The following is a 19921-nucleotide window of genomic DNA, read 5'->3' on the forward strand; positions in this document are numbered from 1 at the left end:
AGCTCCCGGCGGGAGGCGAATCGACATGGCCGAGAAGAAGCGCATCCTCCTGCTCGACGACTCGGCGATCACGCTCGAGATGGAGAAGGCCGTGCTCGAGGACCGCGGCTACCGCGTCGCGGCCGCCTCGAACCTGCTCGAGTTCCAGGCGCAGCTCGACGGGTTCCAGCCCGAGGTGATCCTCACCGACCTCATGATGCCGGACATCTCGGGCAAGGACATCGTGCGGGTACTGAAGCAGGACTTCCACACCGAGAAGATCCCCATCATCCTGTTCAGCTCGAAGACCGACGAGGAGCTCGAGCCCATCGCCGAGCAGGCCGGCGCCGACGGCTTCCTGTCCAAGTCGCACGGCATCGAGCGGCTCGGGGACATGGTGGACGAGCTGGTGGAGTCGATCATCTGGTAGGGGGAGAAGGTGCGGTCATCGCCCCGAGGCGCGCAACCTACGCAGCAGGCGCTCGCCGAGCGCCAGGAGCTGCCCCGGGATCGTCGCGTCGAAGCCCATGCAGCGGGTGACGCGGCGGTAGGCTGCGGCGTCGACCCGGGGCTCCGGCCAGGTCCGGACCCTGAACGGTTGCGCCACCGCGCGAATGTGGCGAGGGGCGTCCTCCGGGCAGTGGGTGCCTCCCGCCTCGAACCCGCGGTTCTCGACGAGCGAACGCGCGGGGAACAGCGCGAGCCCGCCGCGCATGAACACCGTCAGGTACCAGAGGATCGCCCAGGAGTCGCTTCGGCCGCTCACCTGGTCCTCCAGCATCCCGGAGAAGCCGTACCTGCCGCCGAGGTCGAAGCGTTGGCGGAGCGCGGGATCGGCAAGCAGCCGTGCGCGGCCGGTCGCCTCGCCGTCGAGGTGGCGCCACGCTCGCTCCCAGGTCGCCCAGCCCCATGAGCTGATGAAGGGGAGGAACACGGCGTCCTCGGGCGCGCGCAGCCTGACCGGATACTGGAAGCCGGAGACCGCGTAGACGCGCTCATCCTCGGAGTAGCGGTCGAGCGCGGCGTTCATGTACTCGAGGAACGTCGGTGACAGCACCAGGTCGTCCTCGAGCACGATCGCTCGCCCGTGCTCGCGGCACAGGCGCGTCACGCCCTCTCGAACCGACCTGGCCAGGCCGAGGTTCCGCTCCCGGGCGACGACCTCGAGGTGCGGAAGGCCCGCCGCCTGGACCACGCGCCGGGTCTCGTCGACGGCGGCTGCGTCCGCCGCGCTGCGCGGACCGTCCGAGAACACGACCACCTGCGTGTCGCGGACCTCGGGGTTCGCCGCGAGGGACGCGAGCATCTGCTGCGCGCGGGCGGGGCGACGGAAGACGAATGCGGCGACGGGAGCGTGGCGCATGCGATCGCTCACCCGCCGAGCCGGACGAGCGTGACGGTGGGGGGCTCCAGCGCGACCAGCTGATACCCTGCGGCGCGGAGGCGGCGCACGAGGGCAAGGTTCCGCCGCGGCCACGGATCGTGCAGCTCGGCGCAGACGATCCGCGGCCTCACCGCGGTCGCGAGCAGGTCGTCGAGGATGTCGTACTCGGCGCCCTCAACGTCCAGCTTGAGCAGGTCGATGCGCGCGTCTCCCGCCTCCCGCATCGCCGACGCGAGCGTCTTCATCGGGACGGCGATGGACGTCGACGTTCCCTGCAGGTTGTGGATCGAGTGCGACACGTGCGACGGGTCGCGGGGCGCGAAGAACCGCACCTCGCCGTCCCGGTTCCAGATTCCGAACGCATGGTACGTCAGCTGCGGCGGGCGCTCCGGAAGGGCGGCCAGGTACCGCGCAGCCCGGGGCGTCGGATCGAAGGCGCGGACGGTGCACCTCGTTCTCCGGATGAGGTCGAGGTCGAAGCTCGCGTCCTCTCCGATCCCCACCGAGTAGGCGATCCAGTCCGGCGCGACGAGCGGGAGCGGCACGACGTAGCCACCGTACGCGCTTCCAATCCGGACCAGCGGATGCGCGGTTGGGCGAAGGTGGAAGGTGCGCAGGAGCCGCATGGTCGCCCACGCGGCATGGCCGGTCCAGCGTCCCACGTCAGAGCCCCAGGCAGTTCTCGCCGCGGTAGAGGATCGATGTTTCGGTCTTGTAGTCGATTGCCGGCGCGAGCCCGATCAACTCGACGCGCTTGAACCCGGCGTCGGCGAGCGCGCGGAAGCCGGGCTCGTACTGCGGGCGGTCGGAGTTGTCGAACACGATCACCCCTCCCGGCCGCAACGCCTCGATCGCCGCGCCCACGCAACGGACGCGCTGCCTGCCGTCGATCACGACGACGTCGAACCGGACGCCGTGCGCGAGCACGTTCTGCGCGTACGCGCCGCCGTCGTCGAGCGGAACGTGCGTCACGGTGGCGTTCGGCGGAAGCTGCGCGCCTACGCGCTCCGCCCATCCGGCGTCGTGCTCCACGGCGACGACGCGCGCAACGCGGCGCGCCCACCAGGCGGTGCTCGCGCCGGAGCCGTACTCGAACACCGTCATGTCCGGCCGCACCCGGCGGCGCAAAAGCTCGATGGCGGGGTAGGAGATCCAGGGGAGCGGCTCACCGGCGAGATCGACGCTGCGGTGCTCCCGCCGGCTCCGGAACCAGCCGTCCGCGTGCAGCGCCGGGACCTGCGAGCGCATGAGCCGGTCGTCCAGCCCGCTCAGCTGGACCGCGCGCCACGCGAGCCGCAGGATGGGGTTGCCGGCGCTCAAGATCCGGCAGTCTCGCCGGGCTGGTCCGAGAGGTCAATGCCGCCCGGATCGACTCGTCCGCGCAGTTCCTCTAGATTCGCTCGATGCTCGAGGAGCCTGCGGCACCCCCGGCCGATGGACCGGCTTTGCCGGGATCGGCCCCGCCGCTGGCGGCGGGCGCCACGTGGCGATTCCTCGGCACGGTGGTGCGGATCGCCGTCTCCTTCCTGAGCGTGCCGATCCTGACGCGCCTCCTCGGCATGTCGCAGTGGGGCGTGCTCGCACTGTGCCAGGCCGCCGTGGCACCGCTCGCGCTCCTGGACGCCGGCTTCGGCGCCGCGAGCGTCCGCTACGTAGCGCAGTCGGTCGGGGCGGGCGAGCGCCGGGGCGCGGTGCAGGTCGTGCACACGACGCTGATGGTCAATCTCGCGATGGGGCTCGCCGGCGCCGCAGCGCTCGCGGGACTGGCGGGCTGGCTCGCCAGCTCGGTCTTCGCGATCCCGGCCGAGCGGGCCGCGGCCGCCGCCACGGCGTTCCGCCTCATTGGTCTGGCGTGGCTCGTCGGAATGACCCAGGGCGCCTGGGTGAGCACGGTCGCGGCGCACCAGCGCTACGACGTGCTCCTGCGCATCGGGACCATCTCGACGGCGCTGACGGCCGCCGCGCAGGTGATCGCTGCGGTGGTCACCCGGGACCTGCGCTGGGTCGTGGCCGGCCAGGTGGTGGTCGCCACCGCCGTCGCGTTGATCTACCGCCGCGTCGCGGACCGCCTCCTCCCCGGTGCCGGGGGGCCGCCGCGCTTCGACCGAGCCGCCTTTGGCCGGTCGGCTCGGTTCGGCGGCTGGCAGGTCACCGCGACGGTCGGTGGAATGCTCGCGGGCTGGGCCGATCGCTACGTCCTGGGAATCCTGTCGTCGCCCGCGGTGGTCGGGGCGTATGCGGTCGCGCACGCCGTGTACATCCAGCTCTATGGCACGTTCGGCGAGCTCGGCGAAGTCTTGTTCCCGGCGGTGAGCCACCGCGAGGGCCAGGCCGATCTCGTGAGCGCCCGCCGCCTCACGCTGCTCGCCGGCTGGACGCTCACCTCCGTGTTCGGCGCCTGCGCGGCCGTCGTCGCCGCCGTCGGGGGCGACTTCCTCCACCTCTGGATCTCGCCGGACGTGGCGCGGGCCGCCACGGGCACGCTCCGCGTCCTGTGCGCGGCCGGGGTCGTCGGCATCGCCGCGGTCGCGCCATTCCAGTACGTGCTGGGCGTCGGCGAGCCCCGGTGGAATGCGGTGTGCGCGCCGCTGCTCGGCCTGACGGTGCTCACGATGAGCCTCGTGCTCGTGCCGCGCCTCGGGCTCCCCGGGGTGGGCTACGGCCTCCTCGCGGGCATGATCCTGCGGTGGGGCTTCGTGGCGCTCATCTGGCGTGCGCACTTCTCGGCCGAGGCGTCGCTCCCGAAGTTCGCGGTCCAGGTCTGGGCGCCGGCGGCCGCGGCGCTGCTGGTGATGAGCGGGCTGGTGCTCGGACACGATGCCATCGGACGTGATCCGACGTGGCCGTGGCTCGTGGCCGAGGGGGCCGGCGCGACGGTGGTCGCGGCGGCGGCGCAGCTGGCGATGGGCGAGCTGCTTCCGGGCGGCCCCGCCAGGCGGCGCGACGTGATTGCGTCGTTCCGGCCCGTGCTCCTCGCGGCGCTGCGCCGGCGCGGTCACGCCTAGCCGTTCGCCTTCGCGGACGCTGTGCGGGCGCTCCGGCCACCCGATCGCAGGAGGTCCTCGTAGAGTGCGCGGTACCGTCGCGCCTGGACCGCGAGCGCGTACTCGGACTCGGCGCGCCGCCGCGCGGCCGCGGACAGCTCGAGGTGGCGCGACCGATCCTCGACCACCCAGCGGATCGCGTCCGCCAGGGCACGCGGGTCGAACGGCTCCGCGAGCGCTCCGCTCACGCGATCCTCGATCATGTCCGGCATGCCGCCGACGCGGAAGGCGACCGCCGGCGTGCCGGCCGCGAGCGCCTCCAGCACGGTGTTCGCCAGGTTCTCTTGCACGGATGGGACCACGGCGACGTCCACGGCGGCATTCCAGGCGGCCAGCGCACGATCGTCGCCGATCACGCCGAGCCAGCGCACCGGCACCCCGCAGTCGGGCCGGGCGCCGGCCGGAGGCGTCCCGGCGACGACGAGCTCCAGCGGAAGACCGCCGTTCGCTGCCAGGATCCGCGCCGCGGCGGCCAGGTGCTGGAAGCCCTTCTTCGGATCATTGGCGCCGCTGGCGGCAGCGAAGAGCAGCATCCGCCGGTCGAGTGGCAGTCCGAGCGCGCGACGCGCCTCGGACCGCTCGATCGGTCGAAACACGTCGGTGTCGATCGAGTTCGGGATGACCTCGACGTGGGCGTCCCGCAAGAGCGAGCTCCGCCGTGCCGCGTCCGCCATCCATCGGCTGGGCGCCACCGCGACCAGCGGCGCGCGCCGCAACGCCCGCCACTTCCGCAGCCATCCCACCCGCGACAGGTCGAGCGCGGCGCGCGAGCCCAGCGCCGGGCAGGCGCCGCACCGTGCCGCGTAGGCTTCGCAGTCCCCGAAGTAGTGGCAGCCCCCGGTGAACGGGTAGGTGTCGTGGAGGGTCCAGACGAGCGGTCCGCGTCGCGCGAGCCGGCCGATGCTCTCCGGCGTGACGAACCCCGCGCCGACCCAGTGGACGTTCACGACGTCCGGCCGCAGGGCCCGCACCTCGCGAGCGACCAGATCCGGTACCCAGCTCGCGCCGAACATGACGGGGGCGTGGTGGGGATAAAGCCGTCCGGTGACACGCTCGGCGACGGCGCCACCGCTGCCGAGGAGGCGGGCCGCACGTCCTCGCAGGCGCACTATCTCGGGCTCGTTCAGGAACCGCTCCCGCACGAGCATCGAGGAGTCTACCCCGGCGTCGCGCAGGCCGCGATGGAGCCTGAGCGCCGCGCGCGCCGCCCCGCCCTGCGAGTCCGAGGTGCTGACGTGGACGACCCTCACGCGCCCGCCCCCGGATCTGGCGGCCCCGGCCGATCGGCGGGCGGGTGCCGCCAGGCGCCCTCCGCGAGCGCGAAGGGATCACGGGTCAGCCGATCGTGATCGTTCCACTCGGGCGCGAAGCGGTTCGCCTGCGGGCCGCAACGCAGCAGCGAGGCGGCGTGTGCCGCGAGCGTGTCGGGTGTGGTCTCTCCGGGGAGCACGCGGCTCCGAAATGCGGCGATGCGCGGATCCTGGCGTCGCAGGAGGAGATCCTGGAAGGCATTGTCGAGGTTCGGGCCCCAGGCGATCTCGAGGGTGGCGGCCGCGTGCGCCGACGGCAGCAGCATGTTCGAGCCATGGACGCCGAGCACGAGATGGCTCGCGGCGAAGCGCGCGCAGGCGGCCCGCTCGTCGGCCGGGGTGGGCCGCGGGCCCCGAAGATCGCCGATCCAGTCCGGAAGCCCTCCGCGCTCACCGAGCCCGGTCACGGCTAGGTCGAGGTCCGGCCAGAGGGCGCGGAGCGCCTCGCCGAACCGCGCCACGCGGCGGAGCTGGCGGGCCGTGCCCGAGGGCGCGAGCCGCACCCTCTCCGCCGCGCGTCGCGACCACCCGACGATCCCGCGGTTTGCCGCGTCCAGCGGGTCAGCACCCCAGGGGCGGTCGTTCCGCAGGACGAAGGTGACGACGGCGCGCTCCACCGGCTCGCCGAGGCGTCGCTCCGGGAAGGGCGCGACCCCGGTGAAGCGCTCGATGTCCACGTCGCGCGCATTGGGCAGCCCGGTTCCCACGCTGAGCATCGCCGGTCCGGGGAGTCGCCGCGCCACGTCGTCCGCGAGCCAGTCGTACCAGCCCGCTCCGCGTCGCAGCGGGAGGTCGACGGTCCAGACCTCGGCGGCGCCCGCCGGCACCATCCAGCGAAGGAAGCGCGGGACCAGCACCACCAAATCGTACGCGGCGTGACGAGCGAGGTGGCCCTGCGCGTTCAGCAGCTTCAGCAGGGCGTGGCCGTAGATGCCGTCGAGGCAGTTGAGCAGCAGGGGTCGCCGGACCGGCCTCAGCCGCTCGACCTCGAGCGGCACCGGGTCGCTCGTCCGGTGCCGCCACCCGTCCCGCAACCAGGCCCCGAACCACGCGCCCATCGCCGGGCCGGTCACCTCGCCCGTCGCCCGGTCGAGGAGCATGGGGTAGTAGAGGCCGTGGCCGGACGGGAGGTCGCCGTAGAACGATCGCCCGCAGGGTGGGCATTCGAGCGCGGCGAGGCATCGCATTCCCGGGACGCGAAACCCCACGGCGCGGAGCGGGCGCGCGCAGCCGGGGCACGCATGGCGTGCGAGGGGGATGGGCGCGAGGGGGATCATCCGCGTCCGCGGAGGTGATAGCAGCCGACCGCGTCCGCGCGGGGTGGGCGCACCGGGACGAGCCGGGACCCGTGGATGTACGCACGGTCGACGACCTCGAGCGGCGCGAGCAGCGAGAGGAAGTAGGCCTCGTCGAAGGCGCGGTGGGCGTTGAAGTGGACCCGGTTCCCGTCGCGGACCGGCACCGAGACGTACAGGTCCCCGCCGCGCGCCAGCACGCGCTTCAGCTCGGCCACGGCCTTCTCGTGGCCCAGCGGATCCAGCGGATCCCCGTAGCGGCCGAGGCCGATGTGCTCGATCACGCACAGCGAGGAGAGCGAGGGGATCGATCCGTCCTCGAACGGAAGCGAGAGGATGGATCCCTCGCGAAAGAGAAGCCCGTCGAGCGGAAGCTCGAGCGGGCGAATGTCGACCATCGTCAGGCGCACGACCCGCGAGAGCAGGGCGACGAACTTGTGGTGAGATCCCACGTCGACGTGCGACGGCGGGTGGGCCGCGACGATGCGCTGGAACGCCCAGGCGTCCTGGTAGAAGTAGATGGGGTCCACGGGCGTGGTGGCGGTGTCCTCACCCACCCTGGGAATGGCGAGCGCAGGATCGAGCCGCCACACGTCGGGCGCGAGCCGGTCGAAGTCGCGGTAGGTGCGCCAGAACCGCACCCAGCGCCCGACCCACGCGCCCGCGCCGGCAACGCGCCGGAGCGCCTCGTACGCCGCCCGCCGAACCATCCACGCCGCTTCACGGTGCACCCGGGACGTCCCTCCTCCCAGCGCGCGGCGAGGTCGCCAGGACGCGGGATGGCGAAGTATACCGTTGCGTCGGATAGGAGATAAGCATGGGCATCGTGAGGATGGGGCCGCCCGAGGGCCTGGTGAACGCCCTTCGCCTGGAGCTCGGCGCCGGGACCTTCGTCGAGACCGGCACGCACCACACACCGCGCGGCGGGCGGCCGGATGGTTCGGCCACGTCGTGACGATTGAGGCCTCGGAGGCGCTGTTCGCGAAGGCTCGCGCGAGCCTGGCGCCGATCGAGAACGTCGAGGTGGTCCGCGGCGACTCCCGCGAGGTGCTGAGACGGATCGTCCCGGCGCTTCCAGCTCCTGCGGTGTTCTGGCTCGACGCACACTGGAGCGGTGGGGAAACGTACGGTGCAGGGGACGAGTGCCCGGTCCTGGAGGAGCTCGGGATCGTGCTCGGCGCGCCGGTGGAGCACGCCGTGCTGATCGACGACGCCCGGCTGTTCCTGGCGCCTCCTCCCCTGCCGCACCGGGCGGAGCAATGGCCTGATATCGGCGCGCTGCTTGAGGGCGTCCTGCGCGCCGGTCCCGGCCGACAGGTGGTGGTGATCGAGGACGTCGTCGCGATCGTGCCTGCTCGCGCGCGAGACCTCCTGGTGCGCTGGGCCCAGGAGCGGACCACCGCCGAGGCGCGCGCGAACGCGGCGACGCGCCTGGTCCGGAGCGCGCGCCTCGTCGCGGAGGCTCTCCGGGTCATCGTCGGCGCGTGAGCGCGCCGCCCCCCCCACCGCTGCCGTCGCGCGGCGCCGCGCCCTGCGCTAGGCTCGGAATACGCGCCGACGCCGGTGCGCCGGGAGGGCCGCTTGCGCGCCTACGAGATCATCCACGCGAAGCGCGACGGCCGGGTCCTGCCCGCGGACGCCATCGCGGCGCTGGTGGACGGGTTCACCCACGGCGAGGTCCCCGACTACCAGATGGCGGCGTTCTGCATGGCGGTGTTCTTCCGCGGCATGGACGACGCGGAGGTGCGCGCGCTCACCGAGGCGATGCTCCGCTCCGGCGACGTGCTCGATCTATCGGACGTCCCGGGAGCGAAGGTGGACAAGCACTCCACCGGCGGCGTGGGCGACAAGGTCTCGCTCGCGCTCGCGCCGCTCGCGGCGGCCTGCGGCGTGAAGGTGCCGATGATCTCCGGGCGCGGCCTGGGCCACACCGGCGGCACGCTCGACAAGCTGGAGGCGATCCCGGGGTTCCGGGTGGACCTGCCGGTGGAGCGCTTTCGCGCGCAGGTGCGCGACGTGGGCGCCTGCCTGATCGGCCAGACCGCGCGCCTCGCGCCGGCGGACCGGAAGCTCTACGCGCTGCGTGACGTGACCGCCACGGTGGAGTCGATCCCGCTGATCGCCGCCTCGATCATGTCGAAGAAGCTGGCCGAGGGGATCGACGCGCTGGTGCTGGACGTGAAGGTCGGCTCGGGCGCGTTCATGAAGCGGCCGGAGGACGCGCGGGCGCTGGCGCGCACGCTCGCGGCGATCGGGCGCGGGATGGGCAAGCGGGTCACCGCACTGCTCACCGGGATGGACCAGCCGCTCGGCCGGGCGGTGGGGAACGCGCTGGAGGTCGCGGAGGTGCTCGAGCTCCTCCGCGGCGGCGGGCCCGCGGACCTGCGGGCCATCACGGTCGAGCTCACGGCCGAGATGCTCCTCGCCGGCGGAGTCGCGCCGGAGCTCGCCGCGGCGCGCGCGGCGGTGGAGCAGGCCATCGGCGACGGGCGCGGGCTCGCCAAGCTGGAGGAGATCGTGGCCGCGCAGGGCGGCGATCCGGCCGCCATCCGCGATCCGTCGCGGCTGCCGCGCGCCGCCGGCACCTACCCCGTGCCCTCTCCCGCCGCGGGGTTCGTGCAGGCCGTGGACACCGAGGCGGTGGGGCTCGCCGCGGTCGCGCTCGGCGCCGGGCGTGCCCGGGTGGACGACCCGGTCGACCCGGCGGTGGGCATCCTCGTCGAGCGCAAGCTGGGCGACCGCGTCGAGCGGGGCGAGCCGCTCTGCGTCGTCCACCACGGCCCGCGCAGCGAGCCGCGCGAGCGCATCGCCGCCCGGCTCGCGGGCGCGTACCGCATCGGCCCGGCCGCGCCCCCCGCCGCGCCCCTGTTCCTCGAGAGGCTGACATGACCCGGCGCGCCGATCTCCCCACCCGGCTCTCCTACGCGCTCGCCTGGGTGCGCGGCCAGGCCGAGGCCGCGCCCGCCGCCGGCGTCATCCTGGGCTCCGGCCTGTCCGCGTTCGCCGAGCGCCTGCAGCACCCGGTGGTGATCCCCTACGAGCGCATCCCGGGCTTTCCGGTCGCCAAGGTGGTGGGCCACCCCGGGCGGCTGGTGCTGGGCGAGCTGGACGCGGAGGGTGGCCCGGTGCCCATCGCGGCCATGCAGGGGCGGGTGCACGTGTACGAGGGCTGGTCGCCGGAGGACGTCGCCTTCGGCGCCCGCGTGCTGTGCGGCCTCGGCATTCGCGCGCTGCTCGTCACCAACGCGGCGGGCGGGGTGAACCCCGCGCTCGGCCCCGGCGACCTGGTGCGCATCACGGACCACCTGAACCTCTCCGGCCAGAACCCGCTCGTCGGCGAGAACCTCGACCGGCTCGGGCCGCGCTTCCCGGACATGTCCGAGGCCTACGACGAGCGGCTGGGCGCGCTGCTCGACGCGACCGCGGCGGAGCTCGGGCTCCCGCTCGCCCGCGGCGTGTACGCCTGCATGCTGGGGCCCTCGTACGAGACGCCCGCCGAGGTGCGCATGCTGAGGGCGCTCGGCGCGGACCTGGTGGGCATGTCCACCGTCCCGGAGGTGATCGTGGCGCGCCACATGGGCGTGCCCGTGGCCGGGCTCTCGGTGGTGACGAACCACGCGGCCGGGCTGGTGCGGAAGCCCCTCACGCACGCGGAGGTGGCCGCGACCGCGGACCGCGTCCGGGACCAGCTCGGGGCGCTGGTGTCGGCGTTTCTCGCACGGGCCGGGCGTTGATGGCGCCCCCCGGGCGCTGCTAGCCTCGCGATCCCGAGGTGGCGCGCATGCGTGAGCCGAACACGGCAGGTGGACCGGCGGTGACGCCGGAGGCGGATCGACGCGACAGCGGCCGGGTGCCGCTGGAGCTGCTGGTGCGCGACGCCGCGCTGGGCGGATCGTTCGAGCCGCGCCGGGGCAACCTGGCGCTGGGCGGCGTCTACTTCGACGGCCTCCACCCGCCGGCGGGCAGCCGGTTCGAGCTGCGGTTCATCCTGCCCGGCCACGGCGGCGAGATCCGCGCCGTCGCGGAGGTGCTGGGCGTCACGCGCGAGGACGAGCGCTTCGGCACGCACCTGCGCTTCGTGGAGATCCCGCTCGACGCGGAGCTCGCCATCGCGCGCTTCCTCCAGCAGGCCTGAGCGCGTGGCGCCTCCGGTCGGCACCCGCGACGAGCTCGTCCGCGCCGCCCGCGCCGCGCGCGGCCGGGCCTACGCCCCGTACTCGCGCTTCCGGGTGGGCGCGGCGGTGCGCGCCGGCGGGGCCGTTCACGCGGGGTGCAACGTCGAGAACGCGAGCTACGGCCTGACCGTCTGCGCCGAGCGCGCCGCGGTCGCGGCCGCGGTCGCCGCGGGAGCCCGCCGCCTGGAGGCGGTGGCGGTGGCGAGCGGCACCAGCCCGCCGACCCCGCCCTGCGGGGCCTGCCTCCAGACGCTCGCCGAGTTCGGCGGGCCGGACCTCCCGGTGGTCCTCGCCGGCGCCCGCGGCGCCCGGGTCGAGACCACCCTCGGCGCGCTGCTGCCCAGCGCGTTCGGGCGCCGGTTCCTGTAGGCGGTCGTCCGGGGCGCCGGCGCGGGCGAACGGCCGCACGCGCGTGCGATTGACGCCGGGGGGCCCCGGACCTATGAACGGCGGCGTGCAGGTCTTCCGCTCCCCGGAGCAGGCTGCCGCCGCTGGCGTGCTCCGCGGCGGCGCGGTCGCGATCGGGAACTTCGACGGCGTCCACCTCGGGCACCAGAAGCTCGCCGAGGTGGCGCGCGCCTGGGCCGCCTCGCGCGGGCGCAGCGCCGGCGTGCTCACCTTCGAGCCGCACCCGGTCCGCGTGCTCCGGCCGCAGCTCGCCCCACGGGTGATCACGCCGCTGCCGCGCAAGCTCGAGCTGCTCGCCGGGCTCGGGCTCGACGCGGCGGTGGTCCAGCCGTTCGACCTCGGCTACGCCGGCACGCCCGCGGCCGAGTTCGCGGCGCGCGACCTGGCCGGCCGGCTCGAGGTCGCGGACGTGGTGGTGGGCTGGGACTTCACCGCCGGTCGCGACCGCGCCCGGGTGGACGCGCTCCGCCCGCTGCTGGAGCGCCACGGCATCTCGCTCCACGTGGTGGACCCGGTCACCGTCGACGGCCTGGTGGTGTCGTCCACGAAGGTCCGCGAGTTCCTGCGCGAGGGGAACGTGGAGGCGGCCGCGCAGCTCCTCACCCGTCCCTACGACCTCGACGGCGAGGTGGCGCGCGGGGCGGGGCGCGGGCGCGGCTTCGGGTTCCCCACCGCGAACGTGGCCACCACGGGCCTGCTGCCCGCGAACGGCGTCTACGTCGTCCGCGCGGAGCTGGGCGGCGCCCACCGCGAGACCGGCCTCTCCGGCGCGGCGGTGCACGGCGGCGTGTGCAACGTGGGCGTGAAACCCACCGTGGAGTCGGGGGCCTCCCCAGTCGCCGAGGCGCACCTGTTCGGTTTCGACGGCCGGGACCTGTACGGCACGCCCATCCGGCTCGCCTTCCTGGCCCGCCTGCGCGACGAGCAGCGCTTCCCGTCGGTGGAGGCGCTGCGCGCGCAGATCGCCCGGGACGTCGAGGCGGCGCACCGCGTGCTCGCCGGCTGAGGGCGCCCTGCGCGCCTGCCGACCAGCGGGTCCGATGTAGGGACCGTGTCGCTTTCTCCTTGCAAATCGCGGGCTTCGACCTGGCCCGTTCCTTGACCCTCCCAGGAACCGCCTGTTAAGGTCGCTGGGCTCCCCGCGCGGATCCCGCCGCGCTCCGGCGAAGGCAACGAGGGCTAAGACGACATGTCCGGACGGCTCGGCGAACTGCTGGTGCGGGAGAACCTCATCTCCCTGCAGCAGCTGCAGAAGGCCCAGGACGAGCAGCGCAAGACCGGAGGGCGCATCGGCTCGCTGCTGGTGAAGCAGGGCGCCATCGCCGAGAGCGACCTCACCGGCTTCCTCTCGAAGCAGTACGGCGTCCCGGCGATCTCGCTGAAGGACTTCGACATCGACGACGAGGTGCTGAAGCTCGTCCCGAAGGCGGCCGCGGAGAAGCATCAGGTCATCCCGGTGAACCGCGCCGGCTCCTCGCTCATCGTGGCGATGAGCGACCCGTCCAACATCTTCGCCATCGACGACGTCAAGTTCCTCACCGGCTACAACGTCGAGGTGGTGGTCGCCTCCGAGCAGGCGATCCGCGAGGCGATCGAGAAGTACTACGCGGAGAAGGGGCCCGACCTCGACGAGGTGATGCAGGGCTTCGACGACTCGGAGGTCGCGATCGTCGAGGCCGACGGCGACGACATGAACGTCGTCGACCTCGAGAAGAGCGCGGAGGAGGCGCCGGTCGTCAAGCTGGTGAACCTCATCCTGCTCGACGCCATCAAGAAGGGGGCCTCGGACATCCACGTCGAGCCCTACGAGAAGGACTTCCGCGTCCGCTTCCGCATCGACGGCGTGCTGTACGAGGTGATGAAGCCGCCCATGAAGCTGCGGAACGCCATCATCTCGCGCCTCAAGATCATGTCGGAGCTCGACATCTCCGAGCGCCGGCTGCCGCAGGATGGGCGCATCAAGCTGAAGCTGGGCAAGGGCAAGGAGATGGACTTCCGCGTCTCCATCTGCCCGACGCTGTTCGGCGAGAAGGTGGTGATGCGCCTCCTCGACAAGTCGAACCTGCAGCTCGACATGACGAAGCTCGGGTTCGAGGAGCAGCAGCTCAAGGACTTCATGGAGGCGATCGACCGGCCCTACGGCATGGTCCTCGTCACCGGCCCGACCGGCTCCGGCAAAACCACCACGCTCTACTCGGCGCTCTCCAAGCTGAACGAGGTCGCCTGGAACATCTCCACCGCCGAGGACCCGGTGGAGTTCAACTTCTTCGGCATCAACCAGGTCCAGATGCACGAGGACATCGGCCTCAACTTCGCGGCCGCGCTGCGCAGCTTCCTGCGGCAGGACCCCGACATCATCATGGTCGGCGAGATCCGCGACTTCGAGACCGCCGAGATCGGCGTGAAGGCCGCGCTCACCGGGCACCTCGTGCTCTCGACGCTGCACACCAACGACGCGCCCGGCACCGTCTCCCGCCTCCTCAACATGGGCATCGAGCCGTTCCTGGTGACCGCGTCCCTGAACGCGATCGTGGCGCAGCGGCTCTGCCGCCGGCTCTGCCCCGAGTGCCGCAAGGCGGTGGCGCCGGACGAGCAGGCGCTGCTCGACGCCGGGTTCCCCGCCGAGGAGATCGGCACGTTCCAGGTGTACGAGCCGGGCGGCTGCAAGGCCTGCAACGACCGCGGCTACAAGGGGCGCGTGGCGGTGTACGAGGTGATGCCGCTCTGGGACGGGCTGAAGGAGCTCGTCATCCAGGGCTGCTCCGCCGCCGAGCTGAAGCAGGAGGCGATCCGCCTCGGCTTCCGCACGCTGCGCATGAGCGCGCTCAACAAGGTGAAGACCGGCATGACCAGCCTCGCCGAGGCGGTCGGCAACACCGCGCCGGACAAGTTCTAGGAGACGGCCAACCTTGGCGAACCTGCACCAGCTCCTGAAGGCGATGGTCGAGAAGGGGGCCTCCGACCTCCACGTCACCACCGGCTCCCCGCCCCAGCTCCGCATCGACGGCAAGCTGGTGCCGCTGAAGACCCCGCCGCTCTCGCCCGTCGAGACGAAGCAGCTCTGCTACTCGATCCTCACCGACGCGCAGAAGCACAAGTTCGAGGAGGAGAGCGAGCTCGACCTCTCCTTCGGCGTGAAGGGGCTCTCGCGCTTCCGCGCGAACGTCTTCATGCAGCGCGGCGCGGTGGCCGGCGCGTTCCGCACCATCCCGTTCAAGATCCTCACCTTCCAGGAGCTGGGCCTGCCGCCCATCGTGGCCGAGCTGGCCAAGAAGCCGCGCGGCCTGGTGCTCGTCACCGGCCCCACCGGCTCCGGCAAGTCCACCACGCTCGCGTCGATCATCGACAAGATCAACACGGACCGCCACGAGCACATCATCACGATCGAGGATCCGATCGAGTACCTGCACCCGCACAAGAACTGCGTGGTGAACCAGCGCGAGGTCGGGGCGGACACCGCCTCGTTCAAGAAGGCGCTGAAGTACATCCTCCGCCAGGATCCCGACGTCGTGCTCGTCGGCGAGATGCGCGATCTCGAGACCATCGAGGCGGCGCTGGTGATCTCCGAGACGGGCCACCTCGCCTTCGCGACGCTGCACACCAACAGCGCGGTCCAGACGATCAACCGCATCCTGGACGTGTTCCCGCCCTACCAGCAGCCGCAGGTCCGCGCGCAGCTCTCCTTCGTGCTGGAGGGCGTGCTCACCCAGAACCTGCTGCCCAGGGCCGGCGGCCCCGGCCGCGTGCTCATCATCGAGGTGATGGTCCCGAACCCCGCGATCCGGAACCTCATCCGCGAGGACAAGGTGCACCAGGTCTACTCGCAGATGCAGGTCGGCCAGGCCAAGTTCGGCATGCAGACCTTCAACCAGAGCCTGGCGATGGCGTTCGCGAAGCGCCTCATCACGCTGGAGGAGGCGCTCGGCCGGTCCTCCGACGCGGAGGAGCTGAAGAACATCATCGCGAGCGGCGCCGCGCTGCGCGGGCCGCCGCAAGGTGCGGCGCGGTAGCAGCCCCGGATTCGACCCGATCCCACCCCCGCGCTAGGATGCGGGAGCCGTCGCTTCGTGAGGAGACCATGGCCCAGGCCGCAGCCGCGAACGTGAAGACCCGGGCAGCCACGCCGGCCAAGGTGTGGAAGTGGTCCGGCAAGACCCGGCAGGGCGAGGTGCGCTCCGGCGAGATGGAGGCACAGGACGCGGCCGCGGTGCAGGCCCGCCTCCGGCAGATGGGCATCGAGCCGGAAAAGGTCCGCCGCAAGCCCAAGGAGATCCAGCTCAAGATCCCCGGGATGGGCGGCGTCACGACCAAGGACCTCCTGGTCTTCACCCGCCAGTTCTCGGTGATGATCGACGCCGGCCTCCCGCTGGTGCAGGCCCTCGACATCATCGCCACCCAGGCGGACAACCCCGAGTTCCGCAGGGTCCTCTCGACCGTCAAGGTCAAGGTCGAGTCCGGCTCGACCTTCGCGGACGCGCTCGGCGAGCACCCCAAGGTCTTCGACGAGCTGTTCGTCCAGCTCGTGCGCGCCGGCGAGATCGGCGGCATCCTCGACACCATCCTCCAGCGCCTCGGCGCCTACATCGAGAAGAACGAGAAGCTGAGCCGCCGGGTGAAGGGCGCCATGGTGTACCCGGCCATCGTGCTCACGGTCGCGGTCGGCGTGGTGGCGGTCCTGATCGCGTTCGTGGTCCCGACGTTCGAGAAGATGTTCAAGGACTTCGGCGGCGCCATGCCGGCCCCGACGCAGTTCCTCATCGACATCTCGCACGGGTTCCGGAACTACTGGTTCGTCTACGTCGGCGTGCCGGTCGCGCTGTTCGTGGCGTTCAAGACGGCGACACGGAAAGGCCGCGGGCAGGAGATCTGGCACGACACGGTGCTCAAGTTGCCGGTGTTCGGGCCGCTCGTCCGCAAGGTAGCGGTGGCGCGCTTCACGCGCACGCTCGGCACGATGCTGTCCTCGGGCGTGCCCATCCTCGACGCGCTCGAGATCGTCGCGAAGTCGGCGGGCAACCGGACCATCGAGCGGGGCATCCTGTACGTCCGCGCCAAGATCTCCGAGGGCAAGAACATCGCCGGTCCACTGGCCGAGACCAAGGTGTTCCCTGCGATGGTCGTGCAGATGATCGGCGTGGGCGAGGCGACCGGCGCCATGGACGCCATGCTCAACAAGATCGCCGACTTCTACGACGACGAGGTGGACGTCGCGGTCGGCGCGCTCACCAGCATGATCGAGCCGCTGATGATGGTGTTCCTGGGCGGCACGGTCGGCTTCTTCATGATCGCGATGTACATGCCGATCTTCAACATCGCCGGGACCATCAAGTAGCCGAGTACGGATGAGCGGATCCGGGGCAGAGCCGGGGCTGCACCGAAAGCTCGTCTGGCTCACGTTCTTCCGCCTGGTGACCGTGACCGTGCTGCTCGGCGGCACGGCCCTGGTCGGCTGGCAGGTCGGCGGAGAGGCGGGCTCGTACCTCGCGCCGCTGTACGGCGTCGTCGCCGCGACGTACGCGGGCTCGCTGGTGTTCGCCGTGGCGCTGCGCCGAAACGCCGGCCTGGTGGCGGTCGCGTACGCGCAGATCGCGCTCGACGTGGCGATCGCGTCCGCGGTGGGGTCGCTCACCGGCGGCGTCGAGAGCGTGTTCGTCTTCATGTTCTCGCTGGCGGTCGTGAACGGCGCGATCCTGCTGTACCGCCGCGGCGCCATCGCCGCCGCGGGCATGGCGCTGCTCGGGTACCTCGTCATGCTCGCCGCCACCTGGCGCCCCGGCTCGGCGCCGGTGGTGACCGTGTTCGCGCACGGCGGCGCGTTCCTGGTGACGGCGGCGCTCGCGTCCTATCTCGCCGAGCTGCTCCGCAGCACCGGCGAGCGCCTGGCGGAGCGCGAGGGCGACCTCGAGGCCATCACGGCGTTGCACGAGTCGATCGTGCAGTCGCTGACCAGCGGGCTGGTGACGGTCGATCGCGCAGAGCGCGTGACGTTCCTGAACGTCGCGGCCGAGCAGGTGACCGGGATCCCGCTGGCGCGCGCGCTCGGGCGGCCCATCCGCGAGGTGCTGCCGCTCCAGGCGGGCACCGGCCGGGACGAGGTCGAGTGGGTGAACGCCCGGGGCGAGCGGCTCACCTTGGGCTACACCGTCTTCCCGCTGATGGGGCGGGCCGGCGCGGAGATCGGGTCGGCGGCCATCTTCCAGGACCTCACGCGGCTGCGGGCCATGGAGCAGGCCTTCCAGCGCAGCGAGCGGCTGGCAGACCTGGGACGCGTCGCGGCCGGTCTCGCCCACGAGCTGCGCAACCCGCTCGCCTCCATGGCGGGATCGGTGGAGCTGCTGCGGGCGCAGGCGCCGCTCGGCGGCGACGAGCGGCGGCTCCTCGACATCGTGCTCCGCGAGGCGTCGCGCCTGGACGAGCTCGTCACCGAGTTCCTCCGCTTCGCGCGTCCGGCCCCGCTGCGGCCCGGCGCGGTGGACCTGGCCAGCCTGCTCGAGGACGCCCTGCGCGTGTTCACGAACGATCCCGCCGCCGCCGGGCTGGTCCTGTCGCGCGAGATCTCCCCGGCGCCGGCGGCCTGCGACCCGGACCAGATCCGGCAGGTGGTCTGGAACCTGCTGCGCAACGCGGCGCAGGCGCTCGGGGGGCGCGGGGGGCGCATCGCGGTCGCGTGCGGCGGCGAGGACGGCGGCGCCTGGTTCGCGGTCGAGGACGACGGGCCGGGCATCCCGCCGGCGGAGCGGGAGCGCATCTTCCTTCCGTTCCACACCACCAAGGAGCGCGGAACCGGCCTCGGACTCGCAGTGGTGCAGCGGATCGTGGACGCGCACGGAGGGCGGGTCGAGGTGCGCTCCGCCCCGGGCCAGGGCGCCCGGTTCACGGTCCACCTGCCCGGGCCCGCGCGCGCGGCGGAGACAGGGTAGGATCGGGGGGCCATGGCGAAGATCCTGGTGGTCGACGACGAGCAGTCGATGCGCGAGTTCCTCGAGATCCTGCTGCGCAAGCAGGGCCACGAGGTGGTCGCGGCCGCGACCCTCGGAGCCGCGCTCGCGTGCGCCGCGGAGGGCGATCTCGACCTCGTCCTCTCCGACCTGCGCCTGGGGGCGGAGAGCGGGATCCAGCTGCTCGAGGCGGTCAAGCGCGAGGCGCCCGGGACGGAGGTGATCATCCTCACCGCGTTCGCCACCACCGAGAACGCCATCCAGGCGATGAAGCTCGGCGCGTACGACTACGTGCTGAAGCCGTTCAAGGTCGAGGAGCTGAAGCTGGTGATCGAGAAGGCGCTCGAGCACCGCGGGCTCGTCGCCGAGAACCGGGTCCTCCGGCACAGGGTGGGCCGGCGCGGCGACGACGGGCAGGACGCCGAGCTCATCGGCCGGTCGCCTGCCATCGAGGAGGTCCGCGCCCTGGTGGAGAAGCTGGCGCGAACCCGCACCACCGTGCTCATCAGCGGCGAGAGCGGGACCGGCAAGGAGGTGGTGGCGCGCACCATCCACGCCCGCGCCGGGCATCGGCAGCCGTTCGTCGCCATCAACTGCGGGGCCATCCCCGAGGGCCTGATCGAGAGCGAGCTGTTCGGCCACGAGAAGGGCAGCTTCACCGGCGCGACCGAGGCGAAGGCCGGGCTGTTCGAGGTGGCCGGGGCGGGGACGCTGTTCCTGGACGAGGTGGGCGAGCTGCCGCCGCCGGTGCAGGTCAAGCTGCTGCGGGCCCTCCAGGAGCGGAAGCTCCGCCGAGTGGGCGGGAGCGCCGACCTGGGCTTCTCCGCGCGCATCGTGGCGGCCACCAACCGCGACCTCGCCGAGGAGGTCCGGACGGGCCGGTTCCGCGAGGACCTCTACTACCGGCTGAACGTCATCCAGCTCCGCATGCCCGCCCTGCGCGAGCGGCGCGAGGATCTGCCGCTGTTCGTCGAGCACTTCCTGGCCCGCTTCGCCGAGGAGCAGGGCCGGGCGCGACCCGCGCTGAGCCCGGAGGCGGAGCGCCTGCTGCTCGCCCACGGCTACCCGGGCAACGTGCGCGAGCTCGCGAACGTGGTGGAGCGCGCGCTCACGCTCTGCGACGGGGGCCGGATCCTCCCGGGCGACCTCCCGCACGCGCTCCGCGGCGCCGCCGCCCCGGCCCCCGCGGCCGGCGCGGCGCCCGCGCTCCCGGACGCGGGGATCGACCTCCAGGCGCACCTGGACGCGATCGAGCGCGCCCTGCTGGAGCAGGCCCTGGAGCGCACCGGCGGCGTGAAGACGGAGGCCGCGCGCGTGCTCTCGCTCAGCTTTCGCTCGCTGCGGTACCGCCTGGCCAAGTTCGGGATCGCCGGCCGCTGAGCCGGCGA

At 72.6% G+C, this 19921-nt stretch carries 20 protein-coding genes; 14 read left to right on the top strand and 6 right to left on the bottom strand.

Annotated features, from left to right (window positions below; all coding sequences use genetic code 11):
- Window positions 1–25: 25 nt before the first annotated feature.
- Window positions 26–409, top strand: coding sequence for a response regulator (locus tag A2CP1_RS03200; protein WP_011419675.1), 384 nt, complete (start codon window positions 26–28; stop codon window positions 407–409).
- Window positions 410–424: 15 nt separating this feature from the next.
- Here A2CP1_RS03200 and A2CP1_RS03205 read toward each other — a convergent pair whose 3' ends face one another.
- From A2CP1_RS03205 to A2CP1_RS03215, 3 genes are all read right to left on the bottom strand, one after another.
- Window positions 425–1342 carry a glycosyltransferase family protein gene (locus A2CP1_RS03205; RefSeq protein ID WP_012632039.1) on the bottom strand — a complete coding sequence of 306 codons (918 nt, stop codon included), beginning with the start codon at window positions 1340–1342 and terminating at the stop codon, window positions 425–427.
- A gap of 8 nt (window positions 1343–1350) precedes the next feature.
- Window positions 1351–1908, bottom strand: coding sequence for an FkbM family methyltransferase (locus A2CP1_RS03210; RefSeq protein ID WP_041450423.1), 558 nt, complete (start codon window positions 1906–1908; stop codon window positions 1351–1353).
- A 118-nt stretch (window positions 1909–2026) separates the two neighbouring features.
- A complete protein-coding gene (locus tag A2CP1_RS03215; protein ID WP_012632041.1) occupies window positions 2027–2683 on the bottom strand; it encodes a class I SAM-dependent methyltransferase in 657 nt (218 codons plus the stop codon).
- 125 nt (window positions 2684–2808) lie between these two features.
- On the opposite strand from A2CP1_RS03215, the gene A2CP1_RS03220 reads away from it, so the two are divergent.
- Window positions 2809–4368, top strand: a complete 1560-nt coding sequence (locus tag A2CP1_RS03220) for a lipopolysaccharide biosynthesis protein (RefSeq protein WP_041450424.1) — start codon at window positions 2809–2811, stop codon at window positions 4366–4368.
- Here the strand turns inward: A2CP1_RS03220 and A2CP1_RS03225 are convergent.
- From A2CP1_RS03225 to A2CP1_RS23380, 3 genes are all read right to left on the bottom strand, one after another.
- Complete coding sequence (locus A2CP1_RS03225; RefSeq protein ID WP_012632043.1) at window positions 4365–5657, bottom strand: glycosyltransferase; 1293 nt, start codon at window positions 5655–5657, stop codon at window positions 4365–4367. The genes A2CP1_RS03220 and A2CP1_RS03225 overlap by 4 nt on opposite strands.
- Window positions 5654–6904: a hypothetical protein gene (locus tag A2CP1_RS03230; protein WP_041450425.1), complete on the bottom strand. Its 1251-nt coding sequence runs from the start codon at window positions 6902–6904 to the stop codon at window positions 5654–5656. The genes A2CP1_RS03225 and A2CP1_RS03230 overlap by 4 nt, the downstream gene beginning before the upstream one ends.
- An 86-nt stretch (window positions 6905–6990) precedes the next feature.
- Window positions 6991–7722 carry a DUF268 domain-containing protein gene (locus A2CP1_RS23380; RefSeq protein WP_049771354.1) on the bottom strand — a complete coding sequence of 244 codons (732 nt, stop codon included), beginning with the start codon at window positions 7720–7722 and terminating at the stop codon, window positions 6991–6993.
- A gap of 107 nt (window positions 7723–7829) precedes the next feature.
- Here A2CP1_RS23380 and A2CP1_RS23385 point away from each other — a divergent pair, with 107 nt between their 5' ends.
- The 12 genes from A2CP1_RS23385 to A2CP1_RS03290 all read left to right on the top strand — a co-directional run bounded on the left by A2CP1_RS23385 (window position 7830) and on the right by A2CP1_RS03290 (window position 19913).
- Window positions 7830–7967 carry a hypothetical protein gene (locus A2CP1_RS23385; protein WP_012632046.1) on the top strand — a complete coding sequence of 46 codons (138 nt, stop codon included), beginning with the start codon at window positions 7830–7832 and terminating at the stop codon, window positions 7965–7967.
- Entirely contained in the window at window positions 7964–8500 is a 537-nt protein-coding gene (locus A2CP1_RS23390; RefSeq protein ID WP_012632047.1) for a hypothetical protein, read from the top strand. The genes A2CP1_RS23385 and A2CP1_RS23390 overlap by 4 nt, the downstream gene beginning before the upstream one ends.
- A gap of 93 nt (window positions 8501–8593) precedes the next feature.
- Window positions 8594–9901 carry a thymidine phosphorylase gene (locus A2CP1_RS03245; protein WP_012632048.1) on the top strand — a complete coding sequence of 436 codons (1308 nt, stop codon included), beginning with the start codon at window positions 8594–8596 and terminating at the stop codon, window positions 9899–9901.
- The gene (locus tag A2CP1_RS03250; protein WP_012632049.1) at window positions 9898–10746 is read left to right on the top strand and encodes a purine-nucleoside phosphorylase; all 849 of its coding nucleotides are present in this window, start codon (window positions 9898–9900) and stop codon (window positions 10744–10746) included. The genes A2CP1_RS03245 and A2CP1_RS03250 overlap by 4 nt, the downstream gene beginning before the upstream one ends.
- Window positions 10747–10793: 47 nt before the next feature.
- The gene (locus A2CP1_RS03255; protein WP_012632050.1) at window positions 10794–11147 is read left to right on the top strand and encodes a PilZ domain-containing protein; all 354 of its coding nucleotides are present in this window, start codon (window positions 10794–10796) and stop codon (window positions 11145–11147) included.
- 4 nt (window positions 11148–11151) lie between these two features.
- Complete coding sequence (locus A2CP1_RS03260) at window positions 11152–11556, top strand: cytidine deaminase (RefSeq protein ID WP_012632051.1); 405 nt, start codon at window positions 11152–11154, stop codon at window positions 11554–11556.
- A gap of 73 nt (window positions 11557–11629) precedes the next feature.
- On the top strand, window positions 11630–12601 hold the full coding sequence (gene ribF, locus A2CP1_RS03265; RefSeq protein ID WP_012632052.1) for a riboflavin biosynthesis protein RibF: 972 nt from the start codon (window positions 11630–11632) through the stop codon (window positions 12599–12601).
- 183 nt (window positions 12602–12784) lie between these two features.
- A complete protein-coding gene (gene pilB, locus A2CP1_RS03270; RefSeq protein ID WP_012632053.1) occupies window positions 12785–14491 on the top strand; it encodes a type IV-A pilus assembly ATPase PilB in 1707 nt (568 codons plus the stop codon).
- A gap of 13 nt (window positions 14492–14504) precedes the next feature.
- Window positions 14505–15605, top strand: coding sequence for a type IV pilus twitching motility protein PilT (locus A2CP1_RS03275; protein ID WP_012632054.1), 1101 nt, complete (start codon window positions 14505–14507; stop codon window positions 15603–15605).
- Between the two features lie 68 nt (window positions 15606–15673).
- Window positions 15674–16927, top strand: coding sequence for a type IV pilus assembly protein PilC (gene pilC, locus A2CP1_RS03280; RefSeq protein ID WP_012632055.1), 1254 nt, complete (start codon window positions 15674–15676; stop codon window positions 16925–16927).
- Between the two features lie 10 nt (window positions 16928–16937).
- Complete coding sequence (locus A2CP1_RS03285) at window positions 16938–18515, top strand: ATP-binding protein (RefSeq protein ID WP_012632056.1); 1578 nt, start codon at window positions 16938–16940, stop codon at window positions 18513–18515.
- Window positions 18516–18527: 12 nt separating this feature from the next.
- Entirely contained in the window at window positions 18528–19913 is a 1386-nt protein-coding gene (locus A2CP1_RS03290; RefSeq protein ID WP_012632057.1) for a sigma-54-dependent transcriptional regulator, read from the top strand.
- The last annotated feature ends 8 nt before the right edge of the window (window positions 19914–19921 follow it).

Origin of the sequence: Anaeromyxobacter dehalogenans 2CP-1 (genome assembly GCF_000022145.1) — a bacterium.
GTDB lineage: Bacteria > Myxococcota > Myxococcia > Myxococcales > Anaeromyxobacteraceae > Anaeromyxobacter > Anaeromyxobacter dehalogenans.

Bases quoted from the DNA above. Each gene is read 5' to 3' on its own strand.
- A2CP1_RS23385 (WP_012632046.1), top strand. From the start codon at position 7,830: ATGGGCATCGTGAGGATGGGGCCGCCCGAGGGCCTGGTGAACGCCCTT.
- A2CP1_RS03285 (WP_012632056.1), top strand. From the start codon at position 16,938: ATGAGCGGATCCGGGGCAGAGCCGGGGCTGCACCGAAAGCTCGTCTGG.
- A2CP1_RS03200 (WP_011419675.1), top strand. From the start codon at position 26: ATGGCCGAGAAGAAGCGCATCCTCCTGCTCGACGACTCGGCGATCACG.
- ribF (WP_012632052.1), top strand. From the start codon at position 11,630: ATGAACGGCGGCGTGCAGGTCTTCCGCTCCCCGGAGCAGGCTGCCGCC.
- A2CP1_RS23380 (WP_049771354.1), bottom strand. From the start codon at position 7,722: ATGGTTCGGCGGGCGGCGTACGAGGCGCTCCGGCGCGTTGCCGGCGCG.
- pilB (WP_012632053.1), top strand. From the start codon at position 12,785: ATGTCCGGACGGCTCGGCGAACTGCTGGTGCGGGAGAACCTCATCTCC.
- A2CP1_RS03290 (WP_012632057.1), top strand. From the start codon at position 18,528: ATGGCGAAGATCCTGGTGGTCGACGACGAGCAGTCGATGCGCGAGTTC.
- A2CP1_RS03230 (WP_041450425.1), bottom strand. From the start codon at position 6,904: ATGCGATGCCTCGCCGCGCTCGAATGCCCACCCTGCGGGCGATCGTTC.
- A2CP1_RS03250 (WP_012632049.1), top strand. From the start codon at position 9,898: ATGACCCGGCGCGCCGATCTCCCCACCCGGCTCTCCTACGCGCTCGCC.
- pilC (WP_012632055.1), top strand. From the start codon at position 15,674: ATGGCCCAGGCCGCAGCCGCGAACGTGAAGACCCGGGCAGCCACGCCG.
- A2CP1_RS03255 (WP_012632050.1), top strand. From the start codon at position 10,794: ATGCGTGAGCCGAACACGGCAGGTGGACCGGCGGTGACGCCGGAGGCG.
- A2CP1_RS03205 (WP_012632039.1), bottom strand. From the start codon at position 1,342: ATGCGCCACGCTCCCGTCGCCGCATTCGTCTTCCGTCGCCCCGCCCGC.